Here is a 26,362-nt window from a genome sequence, read left to right as displayed (position 1 = left end):
TATGCGCGTTGCCCTGATCATCGCTGCACTGTGCAGCCTGGCCGGGGTCGCCCACGCGACCCCGGCCAGCGAACCGCACAAAGCCTACCTGACCCTGATCATCGACGACCTGGGGCAAAACCTGCCCCGGGATCGCCGTGTGCTGGCCCTGCCCGGCCCGGTGACCACGGCGATCATGCCCGACACGCCCCACGCCGCCGAATTCGCCCGCGAAGCGCACAAGGCCGGCAAGATCGTGATCCTGCACATGCCCATGGACCCGGCCACCGGCGCGTTCGCCTGGCACCCCGAGTTGCCTATCGAAGAGCTCGGCAAGCGCCTGGACGCTGCGTTCAAGGCCGTGCCCTACACCGCCGGCATCAACAACCACATGGGCAGCCGCATGACTGCCCAGCCCGAAGCCATGGCCTGGCTGATGGGCGAGCTGCAACGGCGCCACAAGTTCTTTGTCGACAGCCGCACCAGCGCGCAGACCGTCGGTGCCGCCGAAGCGCAGAAGATCGGCCTGGCCAGCGTCTCGCGGGATGTGTTCCTCGACGACGAACGCACCGAAGCCGCGATCACCACGCAATTGCAGAGCGCCATCAAACTGGCCCATAAACAGGGCTCAGCGGTGATGATCGGCCATCCGTATCCACAAACCCTGGCGGTGCTCGAACGCGAGCTGCCCAAGCTCAAGGCCCAGGGCGTGGACTGGATTGATATCAAACTGATGATCAGCGTGCGCAGCAATCAGGCGATGGCAGGGCACGGCAAGAACGGCACCTATCGCTACAAATAGCGCGCCATCATCTGGTCGAGCAGGCCTTCCTCGCGCAACTGATCCAACGCTGCCTGCAGCTTGGCCACCGTTTCGTCCGGCACATCCTTGTTCAGCGCCAGGTACAACTGGGCACTGTTGAAGCGAAGGATGGTCTTGAGCCCGGTCACACCGACCTGGCGCGCCAGGTAGCGGCCGGCCGGGTCGCCGGTGGCCCACAGGTCGATCTGGTCATCCAGCAGCTTTTGCGCGTTGTCCTGGTCACGCAGCACCAGCACTGGCTTGAGGCCCTGCTTCTCCAGGGTCTCGGCAATCGCGTCGCCCTTGTACGCGCCGATCTTGTAGCGCCGCGCCTGCGCCAGCTCGTCGAGCCGGATCTTGCTGTCGGCCTTGGCCAGCATCACCCAGTCATCCGGGCCGATAGGGCCGACCCATTTGAACAGCGCTTCGCGCTCCGGCAGGCGGGCCATCACGAACACACCGTAGCCGGGGTTTTCCAGGGCGAGTTTGTAGATCCGCTCCCAAGGAAAGCGCAGAGTGAGGCTGTAGGAAATGCCAGCACGCTTGAAGGTTTCGCGCATGATGTCCACGGCGATGCCTTCGATATTCTCGTCCTTGGCGAAGTTCTTGCCGTTTTTCGCCATGTTGTAGGGCGGGAAGTTTTCCGTCAGCAACACCAGGGAGGCGTCAGACGATTCTTCGGCTTGGGCCACTCCGATCATGAGCACGGAGGTACTGGCGAGCGCGAGCAACAGGTCTTTGAACATGAAAGTTACCGGAATCCATGGCAAGCGCAGAGAGTGCCGCGCACTTGCCATGGTGTCCAGCAGCGTTTAGCGCACCACGATACCGCGCGCGGCCATGTAAGCCTTGGCCTCGGGGACGGTGTATTCGCCGAAGTGGAAAATACTCGCCGCCAACACGGCGCTGGCGTGGCCTTCGATCACGCCGTCGGCCAGGTGCTGCAGGTTGCCGACGCCGCCGGACGCGATCACCGGAATGCCCAGCGCATCGCTGATGGCACGGGTCACGCCGAGGTCGAAGCCGTTTTTCATGCCGTCCTGGTCCATGCTGGTCAGCAGGATTTCACCGGCGCCCAGGCCTTCCATCTTCATCGCCCACTCCACCGCGTCCAGGCCGGTCGGCTTGCGCCCGCCGTGGGTGAAGATCTCCCAGCGCGGCGGTTCGCCGGGGCCGGAGACTTTCTTGGCGTCGATGGCGACCACGATGCACTGCGAGCCGAAGTGCTGTGCGGCTTCGCCGACGAACTCCGGGTTGAACACTGCGGCGGTGTTGATCGAGACCTTGTCCGCGCCGGCATTGAGCAGGTTGCGGATGTCTTGCACGGTGCGAACGCCACCGCCCACGGTCAGCGGGATGAACACCTGGCTGGCCATGCGCTCGACGGTATGCAGCGTGGTGTCGCGGCCGTCGACGCTGGCGGTGATGTCGAGAAAGGTAATCTCGTCGGCACCTTGCTCATCGTAGCGACGGGCGATTTCCACCGGGTCGCCGGCGTCACGGATGTTCTCGAACTTGACGCCCTTGACCACGCGACCGTTGTCGACGTCCAGGCAAGGGATGATGCGTTTGGCCAGCGCCATGGTCAGTCCTCAGCCGTTGTAGGCATCGCAGTAAGCCTGGGCTTCGGCGACGTCCAGGGTGCCTTCGTAGATTGCGCGGCCGGTGATCGCGCCGATGATTCCAGGGGCCCGGGCATCCAGCAGCGACTTGATGTCACCCAGGTTGTGGATGCCACCGGACGCGATCACCGGGATCTTGGTCGCCGCCGCCAGCGCAGCGGTGAACGGTACATTGCAGCCCTGCATCATGCCGTCTTTGGCGATGTCGGTATAAACGATGGCGGACACGCCGTCGGCTTCGAACTGCTTGGCCAGGTCGATCACCTGCACCGTGCTGATTTCCGCCCAGCCGTCGGTGGCGACGAAACCGTCCTTGGCGTCCAGGCCGACGATCACCTTGCCCGGGAACGCGCGGCAGGCTTCGGCGACGAAGGCCGGGTCTTTCACGGCCTTGGTGCCGATGATCACGTAGCTTACGCCGGCCTTGACGTAGTGTTCGATGGTTTCCAGGGAGCGGATACCGCCGCCGATCTGGATCGGCAGGTTCGGGTAGCGCTTAGCGATCGCAGTCACCACTTCGCCATTGACCGGCTGGCCTTCGAAGGCGCCGTTCAGGTCCACCAGATGCAGGCGACGGCAACCACCGTCCACCCATTTGGCAGCCATGCTCACCGGGTCGTCGGAAAACACCGTGGAATCTTCCATGCGGCCCTGGCGCAGACGCACGCAAGCGCCGTCCTTGAGATCGATAGCGGGGATAATCAGCATCTGGCAAACCTTATTCGATATTCAGCAATGCTTGGGAAATCAGGGTTTCTCAAGCGACCACAGGTCGCTTTCGATGCTTTCGAACCGTTCCCTAAGGAGCGTCTGCGTATCGAAAATCGCCCTGTTGTAATAGTGCGGCGCAACTTCAATGGTGAACAACTCAAGGATCTCGGCAACCTCGAACGAGCCCAGCTTGAGCTCGAAACGGTCCTCCATGAAGCGCTTGATCTTGTTGGTAGCCTCACGTTCCTGTTCGGGCGTGAGGTTCAGGATCGGCAGCTTCGGTTTCTTGGCCATCTACCAGCGACCGTCCCACGCAGCGAAGTTCTGCAGCAATTGCAGGCCATGGGTATGGCTCTTCTCCGGGTGGAACTGCACCGCAAAACGCGAACCTTCGGCCAGCGCGGCGGCGAAGTCGACGCCGTAGTGCCCGCCACCCACCACCTGGCGCGGGTTACCGGCGGCGATGTAGTAGCTGTGGACGAAGTAAAAGCGCGCCATGTCCGGGATCTCATGCCACAGCGGGTGATCCACGGTGCGCCGCACTTCGTTCCAGCCCATGTGCGGGACTTTCAGGTGCTCGCCGTCTTCATGCAGGTCCTTGCCGAAGAACTTCACTTCGCCTGGAAACAGGCCGATGCAGTCGACGCCGTCGTTCTCTTCGCTGCGCTCGAGCAAGGCTTGCATGCCCACGCAAATGCCGAGGAACGGCCGGTCCTGGCTGACCTCGCGCACCAGGCTGTCGAAGCCCAGGCGACGGATTTCGGCCATGCAATCGCGAATCGCGCCAACGCCCGGGAACACCACGCGGTCAGCCTCGCGAATCACCGTGGCATCGCTGGTGATCAGCACCTTGCCGGCCCCTACGTGCTCAAGGGCCTTGGCCACCGAGTGCAGGTTGCCCATGCCGTAATCGATAACCGCGACCGTCTGCATTACAGGACGCCCTTGGTCGATGGCATTTGCCCGGCCATGCGCTCATCCAGCTCCACCGCCATGCGCAGCGCGCGACCGAAGGCCTTGAACACGGTTTCGATCTGGTGGTGGGTGTTGGTGCCGCGCAGGTTGTCGATGTGCAGGCTGACGAGGGCGTGGTTGACGAAACCCTGGAAGAATTCCTGGAACAGGTCGACGTCGAAGCCGCCCACGGTGGCGCGGGTGTAGGGCACGTGCATCTGCAGGCCGGGGCGGCCGGAGAAGTCGATGACCACACGCGACAGCGCTTCATCCAGCGGGACATAGGCGTGGCCGTAGCGACGGATGCCTTTTTTGTCGCCGATGGCCTTGGCGAAAGCCTGGCCGAGGGTGATACCGACATCCTCCACCGTGTGGTGGTCGTCGATATGCAGGTCGCCCTTGCTGACGATATCCAGGTCGATCAGCCCATGACGGGCGATCTGGTCCAGCATGTGCTCAAGAAAAGGTACACCGATATCAAATCGGGCCTTTCCGGTGCCATCCAGGTTGATCGAGGCTTTGATCTGGGTTTCCAGAGTGTCGCGCTCGACGGACGCCTTACGTTCGGCCATCACCAGCTCCGCAAAATCATTGGGCGAAAAAGGCAGCCATTATAGGGGCGCGGGCGCTAAACAGAAACATCGAAGGGGATAAGACTGACGAGTTGAAGCGAGGAAGGTCGACGCTAGACATGTGCATACAAGCGGGCGCTCCAGGATGGTGCGCCCGTCTGCAGTCAACTTAGTGGAACAGTACCGCCGTCTTCTGCAGGGTCACCCACACACCCCACGCCAACGGAATACCCACCACCAACCAGGCCGCGACAGCCAGCGGCTTGCTGCCGGCGGAGGCTTTCCACTCCAGCACGGTGCTCGAATCGGCACCCTTGTCATGGCCCAGCGCCTGTTCGGCGGCCAGTTCGGCGTCGCTCATGAAGTACTTGTCGGCCACCGGGCGCACCAGCAGGTTGCAGATGAACCCCAGCACCAGCAGGCCGGCGAGGATGTACAAGGTGATGTCGTAGGCGGCGGCGCGCTCGACGCCGATGCTCAACTGATATTCACGCAGGTAGTTCACCAACACCGGGCCCAGCACGCCCGCCGCAGCCCAGGCGGTCAGCAGGCGACCATGGATCGCGCCGACCATCTGGGTGCCGAACAGGTCGGCCAGGTAAGCCGGAACCGTCGCAAAACCGCCGCCGTACATCGACAGGATGATGCAGAACGCCGCCACGAACAGCGCCACGTTGCCCAGGTGCCCGAGGTTCGGGATCAGCGCATACAGGGCAAAGCCCAGGGCGAAGAACACGAAGTAGGTGTTTTTACGGCCCAGGTAATCGGAGAACGACGCCCAGAAGAACCGGCCACCGATGTTGAACAGGCTCAACAGCCCGGTGAAGCCCGCCGCGATCGCCGCGATCGAGGCCAGTTGCCCGGCATTCAGTTGGCCAAACGGCACGTCCACACCCAGCAATTTGCCGCCAAACACTTCCTGCAGCAGCGGCGAAGCCATGCCGAGGATGCCGATACCGGCCGATACGTTCAGGCACAGCACCAGCCAGACCAGACGGAATTGCGGGGTTTTCCAGGCGACGTTCACGTGAACGTGACGATGGGTGATCATCGCATTGCTGGCTTTTTTCACCGGCGCGGTCCAGCCCTCAGGCTTCCAGCCGGTCGGCGGAACGCGGTAGGACAGCGCGCCACCGATCATGAACACGAAGTAAATCGCCGCCATCACCAGAAAGCTCTGCCACACGCCGACGCTGGTCGGCGAAGCGAAGTGCCCCATCAGCGCTGCCGCCAGGGGAGCCCCCACCATCGCGCCGCCGCCGAAGCCCATGATCGCCATGCCGGTGGCCATGCCGCGCTTGTCCGGGAACCACTTGATCAGGGTCGACACGGGCGAGATATAACCCAGGCCCAGGCCGATACCGCCAATGACCCCGGAGCCGATCCACATCAGCCAGATCTGGTGGGTATAAATCCCCAGCGCCGAAATCAGCAGGCCGCCACACCAGCACAGCGCCGAGACGACGCCCGCCTTGCGTGGCCCGGCATGTTCCAGCCAGCCGCCCCAGATCGCTGCCGAGCAGCCCAGGAAGATGAAGAACAGGGTGTAGATCCAGCCCAGCATGGAGATCGGCCAGTCGCATTGGGACGAAAAAACCTGAGCGATAAAGCTCATATCCGGCGCACAGGCGACCGGCGCGCTGATCCCCAGCGCCTTGGACAGCGGCAACCAGAACACCGAGAAGCCGTAGGCCATGCCGATACACAGGTGAATGGCCAGAGCGGCCGGTGGAACCAGCCAGCGGTTGAACCCGGGCTTGGCGATGATGCGCTCCTTGGACAGGAACGCAGGCTGCGCGGCAGCAATACCCGCCGCAGTGCTAGTGCTCATTGGTGTTTCCCCCAGTTATTAGTATGTGTTCGTCAGGCGCGCTCTCCTTCGGCCTTGCACGCAGGGCGTGACCGTTTTGTTGAATAAAGCTCCATTTAAAGCGCGACGTTACGTCGCAGAAGGCGGACGAACGCGCAGAGATTAGCATCAGTGGATGACAGAAAAACCAAAATGCCACTACCTTTCGCGGATTTTTTGTGTTTTTTTGACGCCAAAATACCGCCCCCTGCGCTAGATACAATGTAACGATCCGTGAACTGACGCAGGCCATCGGGCGCTATACTCTGCGGCTAAATTTTGAAATCGACATACAAGGACTCGCCCATGAAAGCGTTCGGCAAAATCCTGGGTCTGGTACTTCTCGGGCTGTTGCTGATCATTGTGGCTCTCGGCTTTGCCCTGACCCATCTCTTCGATCCCAACGACTACAAAGACGAGATTCGCCAGATTGCCCGCGACAAGGCCCACATCGAGCTGACGCTCAATGGCGACATCGGCTGGAGCCTGTTCCCCTGGCTGGGCCTGGAACTGCACGAAGCCAGCGTCGCGACCCTGACCAACCCGACCCAGCCGTTCGCCGACCTGCAGATGCTCGGCCTGTCGGTACGCGTGCTACCGCTGCTGCGCCGCGAAGTGCAGATGAGCGATGTGCGCGTCGAAGGCCTGAACCTGCGCCTCAACCGCGACAAGCAAGGCCACGGCAACTGGGAAGACATCGGCAAGAACGCCCCCGAGGCGCCCACCGCTACGCCAACCCCCGTGCAAGCGACGGCACCGGTGACCGAGGTGAAGGCAGAGAAACCGCCGCAGCCCATCCGCCTGGACATCGACAGCCTGACCATCAACAACGCCCGCATCGAATACAACGATGAACAGACCGGCAAGCAGTTCAGCGCCGAAAGCATCCAACTGAGTGCAGGCGCCATCCACGAAGGGGCGAGCATTCCGCTGAAGCTCACCGCGTTCCTCGGCAGCAACCAGCCGGTCATGCGCGTCAAGACCGAACTCAACGGCAACCTGCGCATTCAGCGGGCGCTCAAGCGTTATCAGTTCGAAGACATGCGGTTCAGCGGCGAAGCCACCGGCGAGCCGCTGCAAGGCAAAACCGTGACCTTCTCCACCCAGGGCCAACTGCTGGTGGACCTGGCGGCCAACATTGCCGAGTGGACCAACCTGAAACTCTCGGCCAACCAGTTGCGCGCCCTCGGCGAACTGAAGGTCAATGACCTGGACAAGACCCCGCAGCTCAGCGGCGCCCTGTCGATCGCCCAGTTCGACCTGGCCAAGTTCCTCGACAGCATCGGCAACCCGCTGCCACCGATGGCCGAGGGCAGCCTGAGCAAAGTCGAGCTGGTCAGCCGCCTCCAAGGCACGCCGACCCGCCTGGCCCTGGAAGACCTCAACCTGAAACTCGACGGCAGCACCTTCACCGGCCGCGTTGCCGTGGACGATTTCGCCAAGCAATCGCTGCGCGTGCAACTCAAGGGCGACACCTTCAACGCCGACAATTACCTGCCGGCCAAGTCCGAGTCCGCCAAGGGGGCAACCGCCGCACGCCAGGCCGAAGTGCAGAACAGCGAAGCCGGCGCCATGGCCGCCGGTGGCACCACACCGCTGCCGGACGCCCCGACCAAAGGCGCCTGGAGCACCGACAAGCTGCTGCCGCTGACCCGCCTGCGCACGCTGGACGTGGAGGCCGACCTGGCCTTCGGCCAACTGACCCTGAGCAAGCTGCCGATCCAGAACGCCATGCTCAAGGCCAGCGGCCTCGACGGCCAGCTCAAGCTCGACAGCCTGAGCGGCGGCCTCTACAACGGCAGCTTCCAGGCCAATGGCAGCCTCGATGTGCGCCAGGACATTCCAGTGCTGGCCCTGCAAAGCCACATCAAGCAAGTGCCGGTCGAGCGCATCCTGCAAGCCCAGGGGCAGACGCCGCCGGTCAAGGGCCAGATCACCCTCGACAGCAACCTCAGCGGCCGCGGCAACAGCCAAAAGGCACTGATCGACAGCCTCAACGGCAACGCCAGCTTCGTGATCAACAACGGCGTGCTGCTCAACGCCAACCTTGAACAGCAACTGTGTACCGGCATCGCCCTGCTCAACCGCAAGACCTTGAGCAGCGAGCCACGGGCCAAGGACACCCCGTTCCAGGAACTCAGGGGCAACCTGACGTTGCGCAACGGCGTGGCCAACAACCCCGACCTGAAGGTGCGTATCCCCGGCCTTACGGTCAACGGCAACGGCGACATCGACCTGCGCGTGCTGGGCATGGATTATCGCGTCGGCATCATCGTCGAGGGCGATCAACGCGAAGTGCCGGACCCCGCCTGCGAGGTAGGCGCCAACTTCCAGGGCATCGAAGTGCCGCTGCGCTGCCGTGGCCCGCTGGAGCTGGGCGCCAAGGCGTGCCGCCTGGACAAGGACGGCCTCGGCCAGGTCGCCATCAAGGCCGCCGGCAACCGCCTCAACGAGAAGCTGGAAGAGAAGCTCGACAAAGTTAACCCGCAGTTGAAAGACGCGTTGAAAGGCCTGTTCAAACGATGAGAAACGAGCAGTTTTCCGAGGCGGTACTGAACTGGTACGACCGCCACGGTCGCCATGACCTGCCCTGGCAACAGGGCATCACGCCCTACCGGGTGTGGGTTTCGGAGATCATGCTGCAACAGACCCAGGTCAGCACCGTGCTCAATTACTTCGACCGTTTCATGGCCTCCCTGCCAACGGTCGAAGCCCTGGCGGCCGCGCCGGAAGACGAGGTGCTGCACCTGTGGACCGGCCTCGGCTATTACACCCGGGCGCGCAACCTGCAGAAGACCGCGAAGATTGTCGTGGCCGAGTACGGCGGCGAGTTTCCCCGCGACGTGGAAAAACTCACCGAACTGCCCGGCATCGGCCTGTCCACCGCCGGCGCGATCGCCAGCCTGAGCATGGGCCTGCGCGCGCCGATCCTCGATGGCAACGTCAAACGCGTGCTGGCACGCTTTACCGCGCAGGAGGGCTACCCCGGCGAACCCAAAGTGGCCAAACAGCTCTGGGCCACCGCAGAGCGCTTCACGCCCCGTGATCGCGTCAACGCCTACACCCAGGCAATGATGGACATGGGCGCCACCCTGTGTACCCGCAGCAAGCCCAGTTGCCTGTTATGCCCGCTGGAAAAAGGCTGCGAAGCCCACATGCTCGGCCTGGAGACGCGCTATCCGATCCCCAAGCCGCGCAAGAGCATCCCCCAGAAGCGCACGCTGATGCCCATGCTGGCCAATGGCGACGGCGCGATCCTGCTTTACCGTCGCCCGTCCACGGGCCTGTGGGGCGGTTTGTGGAGCCTGCCGGAGCTGGACGACCTGCAAGACCTCGAACACCTCGCCCACCAGCACGCGCTGGAGCTGGGCAAACAACAGGAACTGCCGGGGCTGATCCACACCTTCAGCCACTTCCAGCTGGCCATCGAACCCTGGCTGGTCCAGGTCGAGGAATCCGCCCATCACGTGGCCGAGGCCGACTGGCTCTGGTATAACCTCGCCACCCCGCCGCGCCTGGGCCTTGCCGCCCCGGTGAAAAAACTGCTGAAGCGCGCGGCCGACGTATTGAACGCAGGAGTTTCGTCATGACCCGCACCATCATCTGCCGCAAGTACCACGAAGAACTGCCCGCCCTGGAGCGCGCCCCGTTCCCGGGTGCCAAGGGCCAGGACATTTTCGATCACGTCTCCGCCAAGGCCTGGGCCGACTGGCAGAAACACCAGACCCTGCTGATCAACGAAAAACGCCTGAACATGATGAACGCCGAAGACCGCAAATACCTGCAAGGCGAGATGGACAAGTTCTTTTCCGGCGAGGATTACGCCAAGGCCGAAGGCTACGTGCCGCCTGCTCAATAATTGATCAAAAACCGGGGTCGGCACGTAAGCGACGGTAATAATTAAATATTTTTTGAAAACTTGCTTGACGACCCCCTGAAAAACCCGTTTAATGCGCCCCGTTGCCCAGATAGCTCAGTCGGTAGAGCAGGGGATTGAAAATCCCCGTGTCGGCGGTTCGATTCCGTCTCTGGGCACCACTATTAAGTTTCAGGTGGTGCAACGATCATCTGAAACACCCAAAAAACCCGCCTAGTGCGGGTTTTTTGTTGCCTTCGATTTACCCATCCCGAACCGGGGTGGCTCACCACCACCCCAGTACGCAATACCCGCCTCGCGCCGCCTACTTGAGCAAGAACACCAACAACGGATTGTCGTTCAGGCGCCCGTTGAACATCGGCGCCAGGTGTTCCACCGGTGTGCCCTTCAACTGCTCGGTTTCCTTGCGCGCCACGATCACCCAGGACGGCCGTGGCAGCGAGTCCAACTGATCGAGCTGGTTACGCCCGATGAACAGCGGTTGCTCGTCGTGATCCAGGTTCATCATGTAGCGCACGGCCCAGGTGTCCCGCGCAAGGCCGACAAACACCAACGGTCCAGGCTCTTGTGCGCGAAGCGCTTCCACCTGACTGACAAATTGCCGGGTGTCGAACTGCAGGTCCTTGGCCGGCTCTACCACGGTCACCAGCAACAACCACTGCGCCGCCAGTGCGATCGCGCTGAGCCACACCAAACGCCCGGCGCGACGCCAGGCGATCAATACCGCCCCCTGCAGGATCACCAGCACGCCGATCAGCAACGGCAACGAAACGTCCGGCCAGTAACCGTGCTTCTGCCACCCATGCCGACACACGAAGACTACAACCACGCACAACGCCGGCAGCGCCGCGACGAGCCATGTGTAACAGCGACGCACCCCGACGAACCAGTTCTGTGCGTGGAGCAGCCCATAGGCGGCGACAGCGGCAAACATCGGCACCATGGGCAGGATGTAATAAGCGCGCTTGAAGTGCGGCACCGACAGCCCGAGCAGAATCATCAAGCCGCAGGCGCCGAGCCGCACGACCAGTTGCACGTCGTCATTGCCCCAGCGTTCCGGCCAGCGATGACGCAACGCAACCATGCTCGCCAACGCCATGGGGACCACCGGGAAGTAACGGTACAGACTCAGTTGGAAGTAGAAATAGAACGGCTCGCCGATTTCATCGAGGCGCCCGCCAACCTGCATCTTGAACACTTCATCGGCAAAGGCCTGGCCCCCACTGATCCGCGCCAACTGCATCAGCAGCCACCAGCAACACGCCAACAGCAGCAACCCGATAACGCCGTGGATCAGCACTTGCCTGACCCGCTCCCCCGGACGACCCAACGCCCAATACACACAGGCCACCCCACAGACTTCGATCAAGCCCAATGGCCCGCGAATCGCAAAACCCAGGATAAACAGCGGGAACACCGCCAGTTGCCGCAGCCGCGAGCCAAGGCGCTCGCCACTGTGCAGCAGGTAGAAACTGCCTACGCACAACAGCGCCACCATCTGATCCAGGCACACCGAGCGCGACTTTTCGAGCAACTGGGTGGTGAGCAAGGTCAGCAGCACCGTCAACAGCGCCCAGGCGCGACTGGAAGGCGCCAGCAAGCGATAGATCAGCGCCACCACTCCGGCAGAGGCCAGCGCGGTGGGCAGGACGTTCGCCAGGTGGTTGGGCGCACCGAACAACCGGGCGAATACAAAACTGAAGAACGTCGCCGTACCGGGATAATCCGCGTAGGGCTGGCCGTAGGTGGTGGGGAAAAGACTCGCCCCATGGCGAAACATTTCCTGCATGAACAACGCCCAGCGCCCGTCAAATCCCTGAGGCTGCTGGTCCCAGATCCCCAACGTAAATAACAACAAAGCAATCAGAAAGATGCCCAGAGACTCCAGGCGAAAAGAGTTGCGCTGATCCATCGGTTGTCCTGCCAGGTAGTGAGCGGCGGCTTATGGTGCCCAACACATCCCAAATAGCGCCTGAACAACCCTGAACATTCATGTGCCCGGCCGATCTGCGCGCCACACCAGCACCGGGATCAGGCGAACGTAGATCAGTTCGCCAATCAACTCGACCAGGGTTTGCAGGATCACCGCCGTCGCCGCCAACCCGCGCACGCCTTCGGGCAACGCCAGCGCCAGGGGCAACACCACCAGCGAGTTACGCGTCGCCGCGCTGAACGTCACCGCGCGCGCCGTCACCGCCGGCAGCGCGAACAGGCGCGCGGCGAACATCCCCATCAATGGCGCCAACAGCACGAAGCCAACGTAGACCGGAATCACCGGCAGCAGCAGGCCGATATCGCGCACCACTGCGGTGATTTGCGAACCGATCACCACAAACAGCACCGCGGCCATCGCCGGCACCGGCAACCAGGCCCAGGCATCGTTCCAGGCGTTGACGACCGAGGATCGCCGCGCCAGCGAGGTGGTGATCACCGCCAGCACCATCGGTACCACGATCAATAACAGGAACGCCTCGACAAACGGCCGCACCTCCACCACCACCGCGGACTGCGCGCCCAACATCAACCCCAGGTACACCGGCAACAACACCAACTGCAACAACAGCAGCAGCGGCGTCGCGGCCAGCATCAAGCGCGAATCGCCCTTGCCGATATGGGTAAACACCACCACGTAGTCGATACACGGCGTCAGCAACACCAGCAACGCCCCCACCAGCAACGCCGGGCGCTCCACCAGGCCACGCGTCAGTAGCCACACCAGCACGGGCACGAGAACGAAATTGGCCAGCAGCAACGCCGCCAGGAACCGCTGGTTGCCCACGCCTTGGCGCAGCTGCAGAAACGGGATTTGCAGGAACATCGCATACATCAGCACCGCGATGGCCGGCGTGACCAGCACGCCGAGGCCATGCGCCAATGACGGCGCGAGCAGACCGAAAGCGGCGGCCAGGAGGACGCTGGCGAAGTAGAGGGGAATCTGGTGGTGTTCGAGGGTGTCGCGGGTCATCAGGACGCTCTCGCTGATTGCAAAGGCGCAAGCCTAAGCATCTACTGGCGTGAGGTCGAGTGGTGTGGCCCGATCACATCCCTGGGATATTCCTGGCGAGTGTGTAACACCATCACTATCTCAACGTGCTCCGTCACCCGATAGACCACCAAGTAGTTTGGATGAACAACCATTTCCCGAGTACCAGACAAGCGACCGTGCTTGAATCCGTATGGCATCAGGGACAACCCCTCGGCGGCAACCACAATAGTTTGGTGCAGCGAGACAGCGGCAACCGGGTTGTACTGCTCGATGTAATCAATGATCTCGATCAGGGCGACAATAGCCTCAGGTCGCCTTAACGAGAAGCACGAGCCTTGCGCCTCTCTTCCAGCACCTTCTCGACTTCAGCCATCGCCTGATCGTGCGGAATACCAGGGCGAGGATCGTCAATTGAAGCCTGCACCTTGGCACGAAACCAACGGTCGTAGCTGGCAGCTTGCTCTTCTGTTTCAAACTCCGAAACGATGGGAGAACGTGGAATGCTCATAGAGACCTCCGTAATGGATGCCTGCCAGTCTAATCTGTCCATGGTTGGCTGTCGTTTCTCTCAGATGCGTGGTTTTTTCGGAACAAGCCACTGTGCGCGGGCGTTGTAGGCCTTGTGAGCGCCAGAGATTAGTGAGTCAGCGGAACGAAGTACAAGTGCTGGCAAACTGGCCAACCGTTACCAAAAAATAAAAAATCGGCACAGGCCCAAAACGATGAATTTGAATGATGCCTCTTCGCTAACGCCTGCAACTCAACCCAGCCAAAACACTTCCTTCAGGGCACCCGCCGCAGACGGCTACCCGCTTGGCGGCTTCACCTGGCGCCACATCCGAAGCGACCCTACACGCCCGGTCGTCATCATCAACGCCGCCACCTCCGTGCGCTGTCGCCACTATTCACGCTTCGCCGACTACCTGTTCGCCAACGGCTTCGATGTCATCACCTACGACTATCGCGGCATCGGCGAGTCCCGCCGTGGCTCGCTGCGAGGCTTCAAGGCCTCATGGTCGGATTGGGGCCGCCTGGATTTCGAGGCGATATTGCAGCGGGCGCAGCGCGAGTTCCCGGGGCAGCCGATCGACGTGGTCGGTCACAGCTTCGGCGGCTGTGCAGCAGGGCTGGGGGCGTCCGGCGCAGTGATCCGGCGCCTGGTGACGGTGGGCGCGCAATTCGCCTACTGGCGCGATTACGCCGCGAGCGGGCGCTGGCGCATGGTTGGCAAGTGGCATGTGGTGATGCCACTGGTGACGGCGCTGTTCGGCTACTTCCCGGGCAAGCGCCTGGGCTGGCTGGAGGATACGCCGGCCGGCGTGGTACGGGACTGGAGCGCGCCGACGCCGAGCTATGAAACACGGCCCAGCGGGCGCGCCTTGGGTGAACTGCCGTTTGCCCGGCTAACGGCGCAGGTGCTGGCGATCAGCATCACCGACGATCCCTTCGGCACCGTGCCGGCCATCGAGCGCTTGCTGAGCTACTTCGCCAGCAGCGAACGCACTCACCTGCGCATCGCCCCTGACGATATCGGAGAAACACAGGTCGGACATTTCGCGTTCTTTCGCAGCGAGTATGAGGATCGGCTGTGGCCGATTGCGCTGGCATGGCTGAAGCACGGCGCGCTAACACCCGGCACACCGGGCCGTCGCATGACGGCGCGCGTCTAGAACCCCTTGGGATTTCCCTCAACCTGCGCTTCAATACCCACCCAGATCCTGAACCAAGGACGTGAGCCCATGGCCTCGCCGAACAAGCAGCAAAAACGCGCCCACCGGGCAAAGGCCAAGGCCAAGCAAAACCGTACCCAACGCGCCGTCGCGAGCAAGCCGGATGCATTTGCCGGCGATGACAGCCGCATCGATCTTGAGTCGGTGGATTTGACTGAATTGTTTGTCGAAATGCGTACTGCCGGCGAAATCAGCCAGCAAGCGCTGTGCGCGGCATTCCTGGCGCACCCGCTGTTGGCATTGGTGCTGGAGCAGGAAGGCGAAGAAGAGGCCACCGACTTTATCCTGGCGGCACTGATCGAATATCGGCAGTGGGCTACCGACACCGAGGATGAAGCGGCAGCCCTGGCGTGGGTCGAGTCGCCGCAGTTCCAGGCGGATTACGTCGCCGCATCCCAGGCGCTGGTGATTTCCCAAGACTGACGCAAAACGCAATGTGGGAGGGGGCTTGCCCCCGATTGCAGTGTGCCAGTCGACATCTAATTGACTGATACACCGCTATCGGGGGCAAGCCCCCTCCCACATTTGAACTGCGGCGCAATCAAGCACCGCACTCCATCACATCAATTCAGTACTGCAGCGCCTACGCTCTGGGCCTTGCGACGGCTCGAAACGAGCAGCCCCGCCGCCACCACCAGCAAGCTCAAGACCCCGGTCGCGATGATCTCGACCCGATGGGCTTCCTGGAACAGCATGATCCCCAGCGTACCGACGATGAACACCATCACCGCGTAGGTCAGGCCTGGGAACAACCACATTTTGAACGCGAGCGTCTCGCCCGCCGCAGTACGCTTCTGACGCATGCGCAGTTGCGACACCGCAATCACCAGGTACACCAGCAACGCAATGGCGCCGGAACTGGCGAGCAGGAATTCGAACACCGCCGCCGGTGCCACGTAGTTGGCGAAGACCGCCAGGAACGCTGCGCCGGTGGACAGCATCACCGCCCAGTAAGGCGTGCCGCTTTTGTTGGTGCGCTTGGACACGGCGGGTGCATCACCACGACGGCCCAGGGAAAACAGCATGCGCGAGGCGGTGTACAGCGCCGAGTTGAGGCAGCTGGTCACGGCAACCAAGACCACCAGGTCAACGATCAGCTTGGCATTCGGGATGCCCATGCTTTCCAGCACTGTCTGGTAGGAACCTACGGCAGCCAGGGTCGGATCGTTCCAAGGCACCAGGGACACCACGATGAAGATCGACAGCAGGTAGAACAAACCAATCCGCCAGATCACCGAGTTGGTGGCCTTGGTGATCTGCTGGCCCGGGTCCTTCGACTCGGCGGCCGCGATGGTGACAATCTCGGTGCCCATGAACGAGAACATGGTGGTCAGGATGGCCGCCAGCACAGCGCCCATGCCGTTCGGCATGAAGCCCTGGGTGTCGAACAGGTGCGAGACACCGCTGACCTGGCTGGTCGGCAGGAAGCCGAAGATCGCCAGCAGGCCGAGGATCACAAAGCCCACGATCGCGACGACTTTGATCAGCGCGAACCAGAACTCGAACTCACCGTAGTGCTTCACGCTGAACAGGTTGGTCGCCGTCAGCAGCAAGGTGATGATCAGGGTAAACGCCCAGATGGCCACGCCGGGGAACCAGGCATGGAGGATGGTCGCGGCGGCGTTGGCTTCCAATGGAATCACCAGCACCCAGAACCACCAGTACAGCCAGCCGATGGTGAAACCGGCCCAGTGACCGATCGCCCGATCGGCGTAGGTCGAGAACGAACCGGTGTCCGGCGACGCCACGGCCATTTCGGCCAACATCCGCATCACCAAGACCACCAGCGCACCGGCGGCGGCATACGCCAGCAGTACCGCAGGGCCGGCGGCGGCGATCGCGTGGCCGGAGCCGACAAACAAACCGGCACCGATGACGCCGGCAATCGACAACTGGTGACGTGACGCGGTTTGAGCCCCTGTTCGAGGTCATTGGAGCTATGCGTACTACTCATTGACACACCTTTAAACGAGGAATTGCGAAAACGGTCCGCCCGGCGCGTGCCTTTTACGTGAAAAGAAACAAACAGGGCGTTCTTTATTTTTTACGCAATATTTGCGCCAAAATGTTACAAAACCCCGATTGACGCGGGCTGTAGGACGATCCAGCAGCCCTCGCAAGTCATTGAGAATGCTGGCATTCCGCTACAGCGTTACCGAGCGACTCACTTTTACCCGAACGCGCGCACCACAAATACACACAAAAAGTACGTGACGCCCCATAAAAGGGCCGATGGTCACCGTTTGCCCGGTTAACCCTTCCAACACCCGCCCAAAGCTGGCACCATCGCGCCCTTTTTCACGCGAAGCCTGCGGGTTTTTCAGGTTCAAACGGCTGTTCGGTTGTTGATGGCGCGACACGCCGCTGTGTCGATGCGACACCTTGCCGCAGACCACCTGTTAAGCATCCGCCGCGCTGTTGGCTGCCATCCGGACGCTATGCTAGGTTGGCGCCTCGCCAGGAAGGCGACCCAACAGCAGGAACGCAACGAACACAATGAGGACCGCACATGGCTCTGGCCGCGCCCGCGCTTGAAATCCGCAACTTGCATAAACGCTATGGTGAGCTGGAGGTACTCAAAGGTATCTCGCTGACCGCTCGCGACGGCGATGTGATCTCGATCCTGGGTTCCTCCGGTTCCGGCAAGTCCACATTCCTGCGCTGCATCAACCTGCTGGAAAACCCGCACCAGGGCCAGATCCTGGTGGCTGGCGAAGAGCTCAAGCTCAAGGCCGCGAAGAACGGCGAGCTGATAGCCGCCGACGGCAAGCAGATCAACCGCCTGCGCAGCGAAATCGGGTTTGTGTTTCAAAACTTTAACCTGTGGCCGCACATGAGCATCCTCGACAACATCATCGAGGCCCCACGCCGTGTGCTCGGCCAGAGCAAGGCCGAAGCCATCGAAGTGGCCGAAGCCCTGCTGGCCAAGGTCGGCATCGGCGACAAGCGCCACGCCTACCCCGCCCAATTGTCCGGCGGCCAGCAGCAGCGGGCGGCCATCGCGCGTACCCTGGCGATGCAGCCGAAAGTCATCCTGTTCGACGAACCCACCTCGGCCCTTGACCCGGAAATGGTCCAGGAAGTACTTAATGTGATCCGCGCGCTGGCCGAAGAAGGCCGCACCATGCTGCTGGTCACCCATGAAATGGGCTTCGCCCGCCAGGTGTCCAGTGAAGTGGTGTTCTTGCACCAAGGCCTGGTCGAAGAGCAAGGATCGCCACAGCAGGTGTTTGAAAACCCGCTTTCGGCGCGCTGCAAACAATTCATGTCCAGCAACCGCTAACGGAGCAACATGCATGCAGAACTATAAAAAATTCCTTCTGGCCGCGGCCGTTTCGATGGCGTTCAGCGCCTCGGCCATGGCAGAAACCCTGAAAATGGGGATCGAAGCGGCCTACCCGCCGTTCAACAATAAAGATGCCAGCGGCAACGTCGTCGGCTTCGACAAAGACATCGGCGACGCCCTGTGCGCCAAGATGAAAGTCGAGAAGTGCGAAGTGTATGTATCGGACTGGGACGGCATCATCCCGGCGCTGAACGCGAAGAAATTCGACTTCCTGGTGTCCTCGCTGTCGATCACCGACGAGCGCAAGCAGGCCGTCGACTTCACCGACCCGTACTACTCCAACAAGCTGCAGTTCATCGCACCTAAAGCCACGGCAGACTTCAAGACCGACGCGGCCTACCTGAAAGGCAAGATCATCGGCGCACAACGCGCGACGTTGGCCGGCACCTACCTGGAAGACAAGCTGCCAGACACCACCAGCAAGCTCTACGACACCCAGGAAAACGCCTACCTCGACCTGACGTCCGGCCGCCTGGACGGCATCCTCGCCGACAAGTACGTGCAGTACGAATGGCTCAAGAGCAAAGACGGTTCCGCCTACGAATTCAAAGGCAACCCGGTGGTCGAGAGCGACAAGATCGGTATCGCCGTGCGCAAAGGCGACCCGCTGCGCGAACGCCTGAACAAAGCCCTGGCAGAGATCAAGGCCGACGGCACCTACAAGAAGATCAACGACAAGTACTTCCCTTTCAGCATCGAATGATCTGAACGGTATGCCCGACGCGCTCCCAGGGGCGCGTCGGCTTTCAGCTTTGCCTGCCGCGATATGAAAACACCATGAATTTCGATCTCTACGGATTCGGCCCGGCGCTCGCCGCCGGCGCGCTGATGACCGTCAAGCTGGCGCTCACGGCCCTGTGCCTGGGGCTGGTACTCGGCCTGGCCGGCGCTTTGGCCAAGACGTCCCCATACAAGCTGCTGCAGTGGCTGGGCGGGACTTACTCGACCCTCGTTCGCGGTATTCCCGAACTGTTGTGGGTGTTGCTGATTTATTTCGGCACGGTCAACCTGATGCGTGCCCTCGGGGAGTTTTTCGGTAACCCCGACCTTTCCCTCAGCGCCTTCGCCGCCGGGGTCATCGCCCTGGGCCTGTGCTTTGGCGCCTACGCCACGGAAGTGTTCCGTGGCGCGATCCTCGCCATTCCCAAGGGCCACCGTGAAGCCGGTGTGGCATTGGGCCTGTCGAAGTTTCGCATCTTCACCCGCTTGATCATGCCGCAGATGTGGCGCATCGCCCTGCCGGGCCTGGGCAACCTGTTCATGATCCTGATGAAAGACACCGCGCTGGTATCGGTGATCGGCCTCGAAGAAATCATGCGCCATGCGCAGATCGGCGTGACCGTGACCAAGCAGCCGTTCACCTTCTTCATGGTGGCGGCGTTCATGTACCTGGGCCTCACCGTGCTGGCCATGACTGGCATGCACTTCCTGGAAAAACGCGCCAGTCGCGGCTTTGCAAGGAGCACCCAATGAACGGCGACTACAGCTGGCTGTCCCATTTCGACCTGGGCCTGAACTGGGCCGTGATCATCAAGTGGCTGCCCAAACTGGCCCAGGGCGCGACCCTCACCCTCGAGCTGGTGGCCATTGCGGTGATTGCCGGCCTGCTGCTGGCGATCCCGCTGGGCATCGCCCGCTCCTCGCGCCGCTGGTACGTGCGGACCCTGCCCTATTGCTACATTTTCTTCTTTCGCGGCACGCCGTTGCTGGTGCAACTGTTCCTGGTCTACTACGGCCTGGCGCAGTTCGACGCGGTGCGTAACAGCTTCATGTGGCCGTACCTGCGCGATCCGTTCTGGTGCGCCACCGCCACCATGACCCTGCACACCGCCGCCTATATCGCCGAAATCCTGCGCGGTGCGATCCAGGCCATCCCGCCGGGTGAAATCGAAGCGGCGCGGGCCCTGGGCATGTCCAAGCCGAAGACGCTGTTCTATATCATCCTGCCGCGCGCCTCGCGCATCGGCCTGCCGGCGTACAGCAACGAAGTGATCCTGATGCTCAAGGCCAGCGCCCTGGCCAGTACCGTGACGCTGCTCGAACTGACCGGCATGGCGCGCACCATCATTGCGCGCACGTACCTGCCAGTGGAGATCTTCTTCGCCGCCGGGATGTTCTACCTGCTGATGGCCTATGTGCTGGTGCGCGGTTTCAAACTGCTGGAACGCTGGCTGCGGGTCGATGCCTGCCAGGGACGTTGAAGCGCACTTCCAGGCGCTGGATGCGTTCCTCAGCGAACACCAGGGGCTGTGGCGACCACGGCCCTTCACGCATCGCCAGTTACCCTGGGAATCCCAACATCCCGCGCTCGCCCAGTGGCTGCGCCGGCGCTCGCTGGCCGACGCGGAAAGCAGCCACAACCGGCCCCATGAGCTGCCTGCCCCGGCGCCTTTTCCACAGCTGGCCGCGCAGGCGCTGCGCCTCAGTGCTGTGGATAAGTTACCGACGCAGCCCCTGACACCCGCCCGCCAGCGCCTGAACGTCGATGTGCCCGGCCGCAAGTGGCAACAGATCGAAGCCTTCGGCGCCGCCCTGGGGTTCGCGCAACTACCGCGGCACTGGCTGGACTGGTGCGCCGGCAAAGGCCACCTCGGCCGCCGCCTGCTGCACAGCGGGCAGCAACTGACCTGCCTGGAATACGATCCGGCCCTGATCGCCGCCGGGCAGGCCTTGAGCGACCACCACCAACTGCCCGTCACCCATCACCTGCAAGACGTACTGGCCGACGTGACGGTCAGCGCCGAACACACACCCGTCGCCCTGCACGCCTGCGGCGACCTGCACGTGCGCCTGCTGCAACTGGCCAGCACTGCTGGCTGCAAGCAACTGGCGCTGGCACCCTGCTGCTACAACCGCATCCGCACCGACCGCTATCAGCCACTGTCGAGCGTCGGCCGCGCTTCGGCGTTGCGCTTATCGGTGGATGACCTGGGGCTGCCCCTCAGTGAAACCGTCACCGCCGGCAAGCGGGTGCGCCGGCAACGGGATACGTCCATGGCCAGGCGCCTGGGTTTCGATCACTTGCAGCGCCAATTGCGCCATTGCGACACGTACCTGCCCACGCCGTCCCTGCCCGCCAGTTGGCTGGGTAAACCCTTCGCCGACTATTGCCGCGAGCTGGCCGACCTCAAAGGTTTATCCACAGGCGAGCAGGATTGGACAGCGCTGGAGGCACACGGCTGGCGGCGCTTGGCCGAGGTCAGAAACCTGGAACTGCTGCGAGGGTTGTTCCGCCGCCCGCTGGAGCTGTGGCTGGTGCTGGATCGGGCTCTGTTTCTGCGGGAACAGGGCTACACCGTGGCGGTAGGCAGTTTCTGCGAAACCACCCTGACCCCACGCAACCTTATGGTGCTGGCTGAGCGCGATTAAAGCGCATTTTTCCTACGCGCGCCCTGTGGATAACTCTGTTGATGAAATCCTTACAGAAGCTGTAACCATCTGCGCTACAGGCCAAATGCCACACTGATCATTTTTTGTGCAGCAAATAAAACGCACGCAAAACAGGCAGTTGCGCCATATTGAGAATGGCTCCACCCAGACCCCACTCGATGCCATCGGCGACCTGCCGATTGTGCATAAGCATTTCGCGCTCAGCGCATAAAGCGTGATTTAGCGGGCTTTTTTCCGTGCGATCAACAACCGGCACAGCCTCTTGAGATCGTCGCAGGCGGCGCTCGCCGCCAAGTTATCCAGCGGGTCCGTGGCAAAGGCCAGGGCTTCGCTGATCGATGGATCGCGATGCACCACGTCCAACGGATTGTCGCCTAGGCGCAGTTTGAAGGCATTGACCATGTCCCGACTGAACGCCGAGTTTTCTTCCAGTTGATTGATCACATAGTGGCAATGTGGCGGGCGTTCACGCTCAAGATAAGGCGCCAGCACCGCGTCCAACTGGTCAAGCGTGCCGAGGCATGCGGCATTCGGCTGGACCACGACCAATACGCTATCGGCCACGCTCAACGCTTGATGCAGATAGACGTTATTACCGGCGGGGGTGTCGATGAGCATGAGCGGGCGCTCGCTCAACCCCAGGGTCGACAGGTGCTGCGCCAACCACTCCGGTTCGCGCGTGAGCCAACGTTGCAGGTTGTCCTTCTGCTTGATATCGGTGTGCCCGAAGGGGATCACGCGGCAGCCGGCAAACCCCGCTTGCAGGAGCGTCTCCCAGCGCGTATTGAGCAGGCTGGCGCGGCCGACGCCCAGGAGCTCCGGGGCCACGCCGAAATGCTGGCGCAATGCGTTTTGAGGGTCCAGATCCAGCGCCACCACCGACTCCCCCAAGCGCTGCAAGCCGCTGCTCAACGCCGTGGCCAGGGTGCTGCGGCCAACGCCGCCATTGACCGAGACCAGCGCCACCACGGTTGGGCGCGGTGTGCTCAAGTCATAATGATGAGGTTGTTCATACGCCGCTGGCGCATTGGCGCAAAAGCGCGAGCCGTCTTTCTGGTTAGCGCGGGTGCCATCATCGAATGGAAGGGTGCCGAAAAAGTGCAGCCGAGCGTTCCGTGCCTTGGGCTCCCGGGTCAGGCTCTTGCCGGACGGGGCAAACAGATCATCGGTACGGCTCATGGCCATAACTCCTTCACAGTGCCATTAAAGACGTGAAAGGTCGGCAAGATAAGGCTGACCGCAAGTCTTTTTGTCGGCGCTTTGGTTGCGACATTCTGTGACAGGCGTTATGAGGTGTCATTATTTTGATGGAATTGCCGCCACCCTTTCAGACGAGCGGAAAATAGCCAATTTACCGGCACTTATTCAGGATAAATTGCTACAAAGTGATTTCATCGTGCCATTGTTTTTTACCCGGTATCACCGCACCATTGCCGCACCTTCAATGCTGCAAGCTCGGGTAATCGCAGTGGCGATACGCTTTAACTTCCCTCGGTTCCTGTACGGTCTGGCCATCACGCTGTTGCTGGGTGGCGGCCTGCTGGGCAATCTGCTCGCCGATTGGGATTTCAGCCAGATCAGCCGCCGCGCCGAGGCGCTTTACGGGCCCCTGGGCGCCGGGCGCCAGCGTATCGATGCCTGGCAACACCTGCTCACGGCGCAAAAGCAGGTCAGCGAGACCGAACAACTCAACGTGGTCAACTTGTTCTTTAACCGCCAGTTGCACTACGAAGAAGATATCGACCTGTGGCACGAGATCGATTATTGGGCGACGCCCATTCAATCCCTGTGGAAAGGTGCCGGTGATTGTGAAGACTATGCCATCGCCAAATACTTCAGCCTGCGTCACTTGGGCGTGCCGGCCGAGAAGCTGCGCATAACCTACGTCAAGGCCTTGCGCCAGAATCGCGCGCATATGGTACTGACCTATTATGCAAGCCCGGAAGCCATGCCGTTGGTACTCGACAGCCTGATGGACCCCATTCTGCCGGCCAGCCAACGTCCGGACCTGCTGCCCGTCTACGCTTTCAACGGCGAAGGGTTGTGGCTGACCGGCGCGGCGGGCAACAAAAAAGTCGGTGATAGCAAGCGCCTGTCACGCTGGCAGGATGTCTTGAAAAAAATGACCGCCGAAGGTTTTCCGGCCAGTTCGGATAATTAACAGGAGCTACGATGTCACTGTTCAAACAATTGCTGATCGCTATCTGTGTGTTTCTAGTGGTTGCCTTCAGCGGTAGCTTCATCGTCAGCCTGGAAAGCTCGCGTGCGCAGTACGTCAACCAGTTGCGTTCCCACGCCCAGGATGCGGCCACCGCACTGGCGCTGTCGCTGACGCCGAACATCGATGACCCGGCGATGACCGAGCTGATGGTCAGTTCGATTTTTGACAGTGGCTACTACGCGAGCATCCGCGTGGTGGACCTGAGCAATAACCAGGTGCTGGTGGAGCGTGCCGCCGAGCCTGATGCCAGCGGCGTACCGGCCTGGTTCGTGAAAATGATCGGCCTCGCGCCGGCCGGCGGCGATGCCATCGTCAGCCGAGGCTGGCAGCAGGCGGCACGGGTCGAGGTGATCAGCCACCCGATGTTCGCCCTGGCCAAACTGTGGCAGAGCGCGTTGGGCAGCCTGGGCTGGTTGCTGCTCTGCGGCGCAGCGAGTGCGGTGCTGGGCGCGCTGTTGCTGCGCCGTCAGTTGAAGCCGCTGGACTATATGGTCGAGCAGTCCCACGCCATCGCGCGGCGCGAATTCATCAGTTTGCCCGACCTGCCCCGCACCCCCGAACTGCGGCGCGTGGTGCAGGCCATGAACCAGATGGTCGAGAAGCTCAAGGCGTTGTTCAATGAACAGACCGAGCGCAGCGAAAAGCTGCGCGTGGAGTCCTACCAGGACAGCCTGACCGGGCTGGCCAACCGGCGCTATTTCGAGATGCAGCTCAACTCGCGGGTCAGCAACCTGGAAGAAGCCAGTTCAGGCTACCTGCTGATCTTGCGGGTCAACGACCTCGCCGGTCTCAACCAGCGCCTGGGCGGGCAACGCACCGACCAACTGCTGCAAGCCGTCAGCCAGCAACTGGTGCGGACCTGCGCCAAGTACCCGGAAACCCACAACCTGATCACCCGCAGCCGCGGCGGCGAGTTCGCGGTGCTTGCCCCAGGCCTGGTGCGTCACGAAGCGGTGCAATTGGCCCAGGCGCTGGAAACCACCCTGCAGAGCCTGTACGAAACGGGCGCCACAGACATGCAGAGCGTGGCCTACATCGGCCTCGCGCCCTACAACCCCGGCGATGCCTCGGCCGACCTGTTGAAGCTGGCCGATCAGGCCCTGGCCCAGGCTGAAGCCAGTAGCGGCCAAACCTGGGTATGCCTGGAGCGCCAGACCCGGGACACCGTCAGCGACGATCCGCATAGCTGGCACACCCTGCTCGACGAGGCCCTGAATCAGGGGCGCTTCCGCTTGTTTTTCCAGCCGGTGGTCAGTAGCAGCGATACCCGTCAGGTGCTGCACTACAAGGTACTGTCGCGCCTGCTCGACAACCAGGACCAGACCATTGCGGCGGGGCACTTCCTGCCCTGGCTGGAGCGCTTCGGCTGGACCGCACGCCTTGACCAACTGATGCTCGACCTGGTGATCAAACACCTGGCACAGCACAACCAATCGGTGGCGTTGAACCTCTCGGCGGCGACCTTGAATGACCCACAAGCCCTGGAGCGGATGTTCGAGCGATTGGCGCAACACCCGACACTCGGTACGCGCCTGACGCTGGAGATCGGCGAAGAGCAAGTGCCCGAGCAAGCCCAGCTGGAGCGTCTCACCCGGCGCCTGCGCAGCCTCGGATACAGCCTCGGCCTGCAACGTTTCGGCGGGCGTTTCAGCATGATCGGCAACCTGGCGAACCTGGGCCTGGCGTACCTCAAAATCGACGGCAGCTACATCCGTACCATTGATCAGGAAAGCCACAAGCGCTTTTTTATCGAGGCGATCCAGCGTGCCGCCCACAGCATCGATTTGCCGTTGATTGCAGAACGCGTGGAAACCGAAGGTGAGTTGCGCGTGATTCGCGAGATGGGCATCGAAGGGGTGCAAGGCCAACTGGTCGGTGAACCCGCGCCGTGGACGTGGAGCGCCGAGTAATCAGGCCGGCTTGACGCTCATGCCGTGAAAGAGGTGCGTGCGCCTCAGATCAAACCGCTTTCATCGTCATTGATCAGCTCACTCAAACCGCCCAGCGCCGTCCGTGCCTGGGTACGCTCCATCACCTTGACCTGCGCGGCGGGCGGCAGGTCAGTGATGCGGATCACGCCCTTGGCGGTCAGCACCTGGATCAAGTCATCGAGCACCCGAATCATCTCGGAGTCGCTCTGTTGGAGCTGCTTGAGGCTGTTGTCGATCACATCCGTGGCAAACCACGCCTGAATGTCCTGATGATCCGCCGGTAGAGTCCCGGTGGATTCGGCGAAGGCCTGCGCCTCGACGCGAACCAAAGCGTTGTATTGATCGCGTTGCACGTAGAACATCAGCGTTCTCCCAATAAAAAATCCCTGCAG

General features: G+C 61.9%; 26 protein-coding genes, 1 tRNA gene and 1 pseudogene. 14 read left to right on the top strand and 14 right to left on the bottom strand.

Features of this window, described 5'->3' with window-relative positions; translation table 11 throughout:
* Nucleotide 1: 1 nt before the first annotated feature.
* Entirely contained in the window at nucleotides 2-781 is a 780-nt protein-coding gene (locus MOQ67_RS02800; RefSeq protein ID WP_448675816.1) for a divergent polysaccharide deacetylase family protein, read from the top strand.
* Here MOQ67_RS02800 and MOQ67_RS02795 read toward each other — a convergent pair.
* The 7 genes from MOQ67_RS02795 to MOQ67_RS02765 all read right to left on the bottom strand — a co-directional run bounded on the left by MOQ67_RS02795 (nucleotide 772) and on the right by MOQ67_RS02765 (nucleotide 6,471).
* Nucleotides 772-1,527 (bottom strand): substrate-binding periplasmic protein, encoded by a 756-nt coding sequence (locus tag MOQ67_RS02795; RefSeq protein ID WP_017849936.1) that lies wholly within the window; start codon nucleotides 1,525-1,527, stop codon nucleotides 772-774. The two genes, MOQ67_RS02800 and MOQ67_RS02795, sit on opposite strands and share 10 nt — an antisense overlap.
* A 66-nt stretch (nucleotides 1,528-1,593) precedes the next feature.
* On the bottom strand, nucleotides 1,594-2,364 hold the full coding sequence (gene hisF, locus MOQ67_RS02790; protein WP_010563131.1) for an imidazole glycerol phosphate synthase subunit HisF: 771 nt from the start codon (nucleotides 2,362-2,364) through the stop codon (nucleotides 1,594-1,596).
* Nucleotides 2,365-2,373: 9 nt separating this feature from the next.
* Nucleotides 2,374-3,111, bottom strand: coding sequence for a 1-(5-phosphoribosyl)-5-[(5-phosphoribosylamino)methylideneamino]imidazole-4-carboxamide isomerase (gene hisA / locus MOQ67_RS02785; RefSeq protein ID WP_122485648.1), 738 nt, complete (start codon nucleotides 3,109-3,111; stop codon nucleotides 2,374-2,376).
* Between the two features lie 39 nt (nucleotides 3,112-3,150).
* Nucleotides 3,151-3,408 (bottom strand): DUF2164 domain-containing protein, encoded by a 258-nt coding sequence (locus tag MOQ67_RS02780; RefSeq protein WP_017849938.1) that lies wholly within the window; start codon nucleotides 3,406-3,408, stop codon nucleotides 3,151-3,153.
* Nucleotides 3,409-4,047 carry an imidazole glycerol phosphate synthase subunit HisH gene (gene hisH, locus MOQ67_RS02775; protein WP_017849939.1) on the bottom strand — a complete coding sequence of 213 codons (639 nt, stop codon included), beginning with the start codon at nucleotides 4,045-4,047 and terminating at the stop codon, nucleotides 3,409-3,411.
* Nucleotides 4,047-4,640 carry an imidazoleglycerol-phosphate dehydratase HisB gene (hisB, locus tag MOQ67_RS02770; RefSeq protein WP_017849940.1) on the bottom strand — a complete coding sequence of 198 codons (594 nt, stop codon included), beginning with the start codon at nucleotides 4,638-4,640 and terminating at the stop codon, nucleotides 4,047-4,049. Before hisB ends, hisH begins: the two co-directional genes overlap by 1 nt.
* Before the next feature lie 169 nt (nucleotides 4,641-4,809).
* Entirely contained in the window at nucleotides 4,810-6,471 is a 1,662-nt protein-coding gene (locus MOQ67_RS02765; RefSeq protein ID WP_046490889.1) for an OFA family MFS transporter, read from the bottom strand.
* 324 nt (nucleotides 6,472-6,795) lie between these two features.
* Between MOQ67_RS02765 and MOQ67_RS02760 the strand changes: the two genes are divergently transcribed.
* The 4 genes from MOQ67_RS02760 to MOQ67_RS02745 all read left to right on the top strand — a co-directional run bounded on the left by MOQ67_RS02760 (nucleotide 6,796) and on the right by MOQ67_RS02745 (nucleotide 10,527).
* Nucleotides 6,796-9,015, top strand: a complete 2,220-nt coding sequence (locus tag MOQ67_RS02760; protein WP_046490890.1) for an AsmA family protein — start codon at nucleotides 6,796-6,798, stop codon at nucleotides 9,013-9,015.
* Nucleotides 9,012-10,079 (top strand): A/G-specific adenine glycosylase, encoded by a 1,068-nt coding sequence (mutY, locus tag MOQ67_RS02755; protein WP_017849943.1) that lies wholly within the window; start codon nucleotides 9,012-9,014, stop codon nucleotides 10,077-10,079. The genes MOQ67_RS02760 and mutY overlap by 4 nt, the downstream gene beginning before the upstream one ends.
* Complete coding sequence (locus MOQ67_RS02750; RefSeq protein WP_017849944.1) at nucleotides 10,076-10,348, top strand: oxidative damage protection protein; 273 nt, start codon at nucleotides 10,076-10,078, stop codon at nucleotides 10,346-10,348. Before mutY ends, MOQ67_RS02750 begins: the two co-directional genes overlap by 4 nt.
* Before the next feature lie 103 nt (nucleotides 10,349-10,451).
* A tRNA-Phe gene (locus MOQ67_RS02745) sits at nucleotides 10,452-10,527 on the top strand.
* 143 nt (nucleotides 10,528-10,670) lie between these two features.
* Here MOQ67_RS02745 and MOQ67_RS02740 read toward each other — a convergent pair.
* The 4 genes from MOQ67_RS02740 to relB form a co-directional block, all read right to left on the bottom strand.
* Nucleotides 10,671-12,278: an ArnT family glycosyltransferase gene (locus MOQ67_RS02740; RefSeq protein ID WP_017849945.1), complete on the bottom strand. Its 1,608-nt coding sequence runs from the start codon at nucleotides 12,276-12,278 to the stop codon at nucleotides 10,671-10,673.
* Between the two features lie 78 nt (nucleotides 12,279-12,356).
* Nucleotides 12,357-13,331 carry an arsenic resistance protein gene (locus MOQ67_RS02735; protein WP_198717753.1) on the bottom strand — a complete coding sequence of 325 codons (975 nt, stop codon included), beginning with the start codon at nucleotides 13,329-13,331 and terminating at the stop codon, nucleotides 12,357-12,359.
* Between the two features lie 41 nt (nucleotides 13,332-13,372).
* Nucleotides 13,373-13,654, bottom strand: coding sequence for a type II toxin-antitoxin system RelE/ParE family toxin (locus MOQ67_RS02730; RefSeq protein ID WP_198717758.1), 282 nt, complete (start codon nucleotides 13,652-13,654; stop codon nucleotides 13,373-13,375).
* A gap of 14 nt (nucleotides 13,655-13,668) precedes the next feature.
* Nucleotides 13,669-13,860 (bottom strand): type II toxin-antitoxin system RelB family antitoxin, encoded by a 192-nt coding sequence (relB, locus tag MOQ67_RS02725; protein ID WP_198717752.1) that lies wholly within the window; start codon nucleotides 13,858-13,860, stop codon nucleotides 13,669-13,671.
* A gap of 214 nt (nucleotides 13,861-14,074) precedes the next feature.
* On the opposite strand from relB, the gene MOQ67_RS02720 reads away from it, so the two are divergent.
* Together MOQ67_RS02720 and MOQ67_RS02715 are read left to right on the top strand one after the other, a co-directional pair.
* Nucleotides 14,075-15,022 carry an alpha/beta hydrolase family protein gene (locus tag MOQ67_RS02720; protein ID WP_102618609.1) on the top strand — a complete coding sequence of 316 codons (948 nt, stop codon included), beginning with the start codon at nucleotides 14,075-14,077 and terminating at the stop codon, nucleotides 15,020-15,022.
* Between the two features lie 69 nt (nucleotides 15,023-15,091).
* Nucleotides 15,092-15,505, top strand: a complete 414-nt coding sequence (locus MOQ67_RS02715) for a hypothetical protein (RefSeq protein WP_046385011.1) — start codon at nucleotides 15,092-15,094, stop codon at nucleotides 15,503-15,505.
* 140 nt (nucleotides 15,506-15,645) lie between these two features.
* On the opposite strand, the pseudogene gabP reads toward MOQ67_RS02715, so the two are convergent.
* Nucleotides 15,646-17,036: pseudogene (gene gabP / locus MOQ67_RS02710) on the bottom strand (GABA permease).
* A gap of 555 nt (nucleotides 17,037-17,591) precedes the next feature.
* On the opposite strand from gabP, the gene MOQ67_RS02705 reads away from it, so the two are divergent.
* The 5 genes from MOQ67_RS02705 (at nucleotide 17,592) to MOQ67_RS02685 (ending at nucleotide 21,797) form a co-directional block, all read left to right on the top strand.
* Nucleotides 17,592-18,365, top strand: coding sequence for an ABC transporter ATP-binding protein (locus tag MOQ67_RS02705; protein ID WP_017849951.1), 774 nt, complete (start codon nucleotides 17,592-17,594; stop codon nucleotides 18,363-18,365).
* A gap of 13 nt (nucleotides 18,366-18,378) precedes the next feature.
* Nucleotides 18,379-19,131 (top strand): ABC transporter substrate-binding protein, encoded by a 753-nt coding sequence (locus tag MOQ67_RS02700; RefSeq protein WP_046385012.1) that lies wholly within the window; start codon nucleotides 18,379-18,381, stop codon nucleotides 19,129-19,131.
* 74 nt (nucleotides 19,132-19,205) lie between these two features.
* A complete protein-coding gene (locus tag MOQ67_RS02695; RefSeq protein WP_017849953.1) occupies nucleotides 19,206-19,901 on the top strand; it encodes an ABC transporter permease in 696 nt (231 codons plus the stop codon).
* Nucleotides 19,902-19,939: 38 nt separating this feature from the next.
* Nucleotides 19,940-20,629, top strand: a complete 690-nt coding sequence (locus tag MOQ67_RS02690) for an ABC transporter permease (RefSeq protein WP_198717757.1) — start codon at nucleotides 19,940-19,942, stop codon at nucleotides 20,627-20,629.
* Nucleotides 20,610-21,797, top strand: a complete 1,188-nt coding sequence (locus MOQ67_RS02685; RefSeq protein WP_198717751.1) for a methyltransferase — start codon at nucleotides 20,610-20,612, stop codon at nucleotides 21,795-21,797. Before MOQ67_RS02690 ends, MOQ67_RS02685 begins: the two co-directional genes overlap by 20 nt.
* Nucleotides 21,798-22,037: 240 nt before the next feature.
* Here the strand turns inward: MOQ67_RS02685 and bcsQ are convergent, their stop codons facing one another.
* Entirely contained in the window at nucleotides 22,038-22,997 is a 960-nt protein-coding gene (bcsQ, locus tag MOQ67_RS02680; protein WP_017849957.1) for a cellulose biosynthesis protein BcsQ, read from the bottom strand.
* 265 nt (nucleotides 22,998-23,262) lie between these two features.
* Here bcsQ and lapG point away from each other — a divergent pair, with 265 nt between their 5' ends.
* Together lapG and lapD are read left to right on the top strand one after the other, a co-directional pair.
* Nucleotides 23,263-23,979, top strand: a complete 717-nt coding sequence (lapG, locus tag MOQ67_RS02675) for a cysteine protease LapG (protein WP_126585403.1) — start codon at nucleotides 23,263-23,265, stop codon at nucleotides 23,977-23,979.
* 11 nt (nucleotides 23,980-23,990) lie between these two features.
* Nucleotides 23,991-25,949: a cyclic di-GMP receptor LapD gene (gene lapD / locus MOQ67_RS02670; protein ID WP_046385016.1), complete on the top strand. Its 1,959-nt coding sequence runs from the start codon at nucleotides 23,991-23,993 to the stop codon at nucleotides 25,947-25,949.
* A 44-nt stretch (nucleotides 25,950-25,993) separates the two neighbouring features.
* On the opposite strand, the gene MOQ67_RS02665 is transcribed toward lapD, so the two are convergent.
* A complete protein-coding gene (locus MOQ67_RS02665; protein ID WP_017849960.1) occupies nucleotides 25,994-26,332 on the bottom strand; it encodes a hypothetical protein in 339 nt (112 codons plus the stop codon).
* Nucleotides 26,333-26,362: the final 30 nt, after the last annotated feature.

The organism is Pseudomonas sp. LY-1, from assembly GCF_053502595.1.
Note: the sequence above shows the minus strand (reverse complement) of the source record. Positions and strands in the feature narration are given on the sequence as shown.

Excerpts from the sequence above, each read along its gene's own strand:
- MOQ67_RS02765 (WP_046490889.1), bottom strand. The coding sequence starts at position 6,471 with ATGAGCACTAGCACTGCGGCGGGTATTGCTGCCGCGCAGCCTGCGTTC.
- MOQ67_RS02800 (WP_448675816.1), top strand. The coding sequence starts at position 2 with ATGCGCGTTGCCCTGATCATCGCTGCACTGTGCAGCCTGGCCGGGGTC.
- MOQ67_RS02750 (WP_017849944.1), top strand. The coding sequence starts at position 10,076 with ATGACCCGCACCATCATCTGCCGCAAGTACCACGAAGAACTGCCCGCC.
- lapD (WP_046385016.1), top strand. The coding sequence starts at position 23,991 with ATGTCACTGTTCAAACAATTGCTGATCGCTATCTGTGTGTTTCTAGTG.
- MOQ67_RS02795 (WP_017849936.1), bottom strand. The coding sequence starts at position 1,527 with ATGTTCAAAGACCTGTTGCTCGCGCTCGCCAGTACCTCCGTGCTCATG.
- MOQ67_RS02665 (WP_017849960.1), bottom strand. The coding sequence starts at position 26,332 with ATGTTCTACGTGCAACGCGATCAATACAACGCTTTGGTTCGCGTCGAG.
- MOQ67_RS02780 (WP_017849938.1), bottom strand. The coding sequence starts at position 3,408 with ATGGCCAAGAAACCGAAGCTGCCGATCCTGAACCTCACGCCCGAACAG.
- lapG (WP_126585403.1), top strand. The coding sequence starts at position 23,263 with ATGCTGCAAGCTCGGGTAATCGCAGTGGCGATACGCTTTAACTTCCCT.
- MOQ67_RS02705 (WP_017849951.1), top strand. The coding sequence starts at position 17,592 with ATGGCTCTGGCCGCGCCCGCGCTTGAAATCCGCAACTTGCATAAACGC.
- MOQ67_RS02715 (WP_046385011.1), top strand. The coding sequence starts at position 15,092 with ATGGCCTCGCCGAACAAGCAGCAAAAACGCGCCCACCGGGCAAAGGCC.
- hisA (WP_122485648.1), bottom strand. The coding sequence starts at position 3,111 with ATGCTGATTATCCCCGCTATCGATCTCAAGGACGGCGCTTGCGTGCGT.
- hisB (WP_017849940.1), bottom strand. The coding sequence starts at position 4,640 with ATGGCCGAACGTAAGGCGTCCGTCGAGCGCGACACTCTGGAAACCCAG.
- bcsQ (WP_017849957.1), bottom strand. The coding sequence starts at position 22,997 with ATGAGCCGTACCGATGATCTGTTTGCCCCGTCCGGCAAGAGCCTGACC.
- MOQ67_RS02685 (WP_198717751.1), top strand. The coding sequence starts at position 20,610 with ATGCCTGCCAGGGACGTTGAAGCGCACTTCCAGGCGCTGGATGCGTTC.
- MOQ67_RS02740 (WP_017849945.1), bottom strand. The coding sequence starts at position 12,278 with ATGGATCAGCGCAACTCTTTTCGCCTGGAGTCTCTGGGCATCTTTCTG.
- mutY (WP_017849943.1), top strand. The coding sequence starts at position 9,012 with ATGAGAAACGAGCAGTTTTCCGAGGCGGTACTGAACTGGTACGACCGC.
- MOQ67_RS02695 (WP_017849953.1), top strand. The coding sequence starts at position 19,206 with ATGAATTTCGATCTCTACGGATTCGGCCCGGCGCTCGCCGCCGGCGCG.
- hisF (WP_010563131.1), bottom strand. The coding sequence starts at position 2,364 with ATGGCGCTGGCCAAACGCATCATCCCTTGCCTGGACGTCGACAACGGT.
- hisH (WP_017849939.1), bottom strand. The coding sequence starts at position 4,047 with ATGCAGACGGTCGCGGTTATCGATTACGGCATGGGCAACCTGCACTCG.
- MOQ67_RS02735 (WP_198717753.1), bottom strand. The coding sequence starts at position 13,331 with ATGACCCGCGACACCCTCGAACACCACCAGATTCCCCTCTACTTCGCC.
- MOQ67_RS02760 (WP_046490890.1), top strand. The coding sequence starts at position 6,796 with ATGAAAGCGTTCGGCAAAATCCTGGGTCTGGTACTTCTCGGGCTGTTG.
- MOQ67_RS02720 (WP_102618609.1), top strand. The coding sequence starts at position 14,075 with ATGAATTTGAATGATGCCTCTTCGCTAACGCCTGCAACTCAACCCAGC.
- relB (WP_198717752.1), bottom strand. The coding sequence starts at position 13,860 with ATGAGCATTCCACGTTCTCCCATCGTTTCGGAGTTTGAAACAGAAGAG.
- MOQ67_RS02700 (WP_046385012.1), top strand. The coding sequence starts at position 18,379 with ATGCAGAACTATAAAAAATTCCTTCTGGCCGCGGCCGTTTCGATGGCG.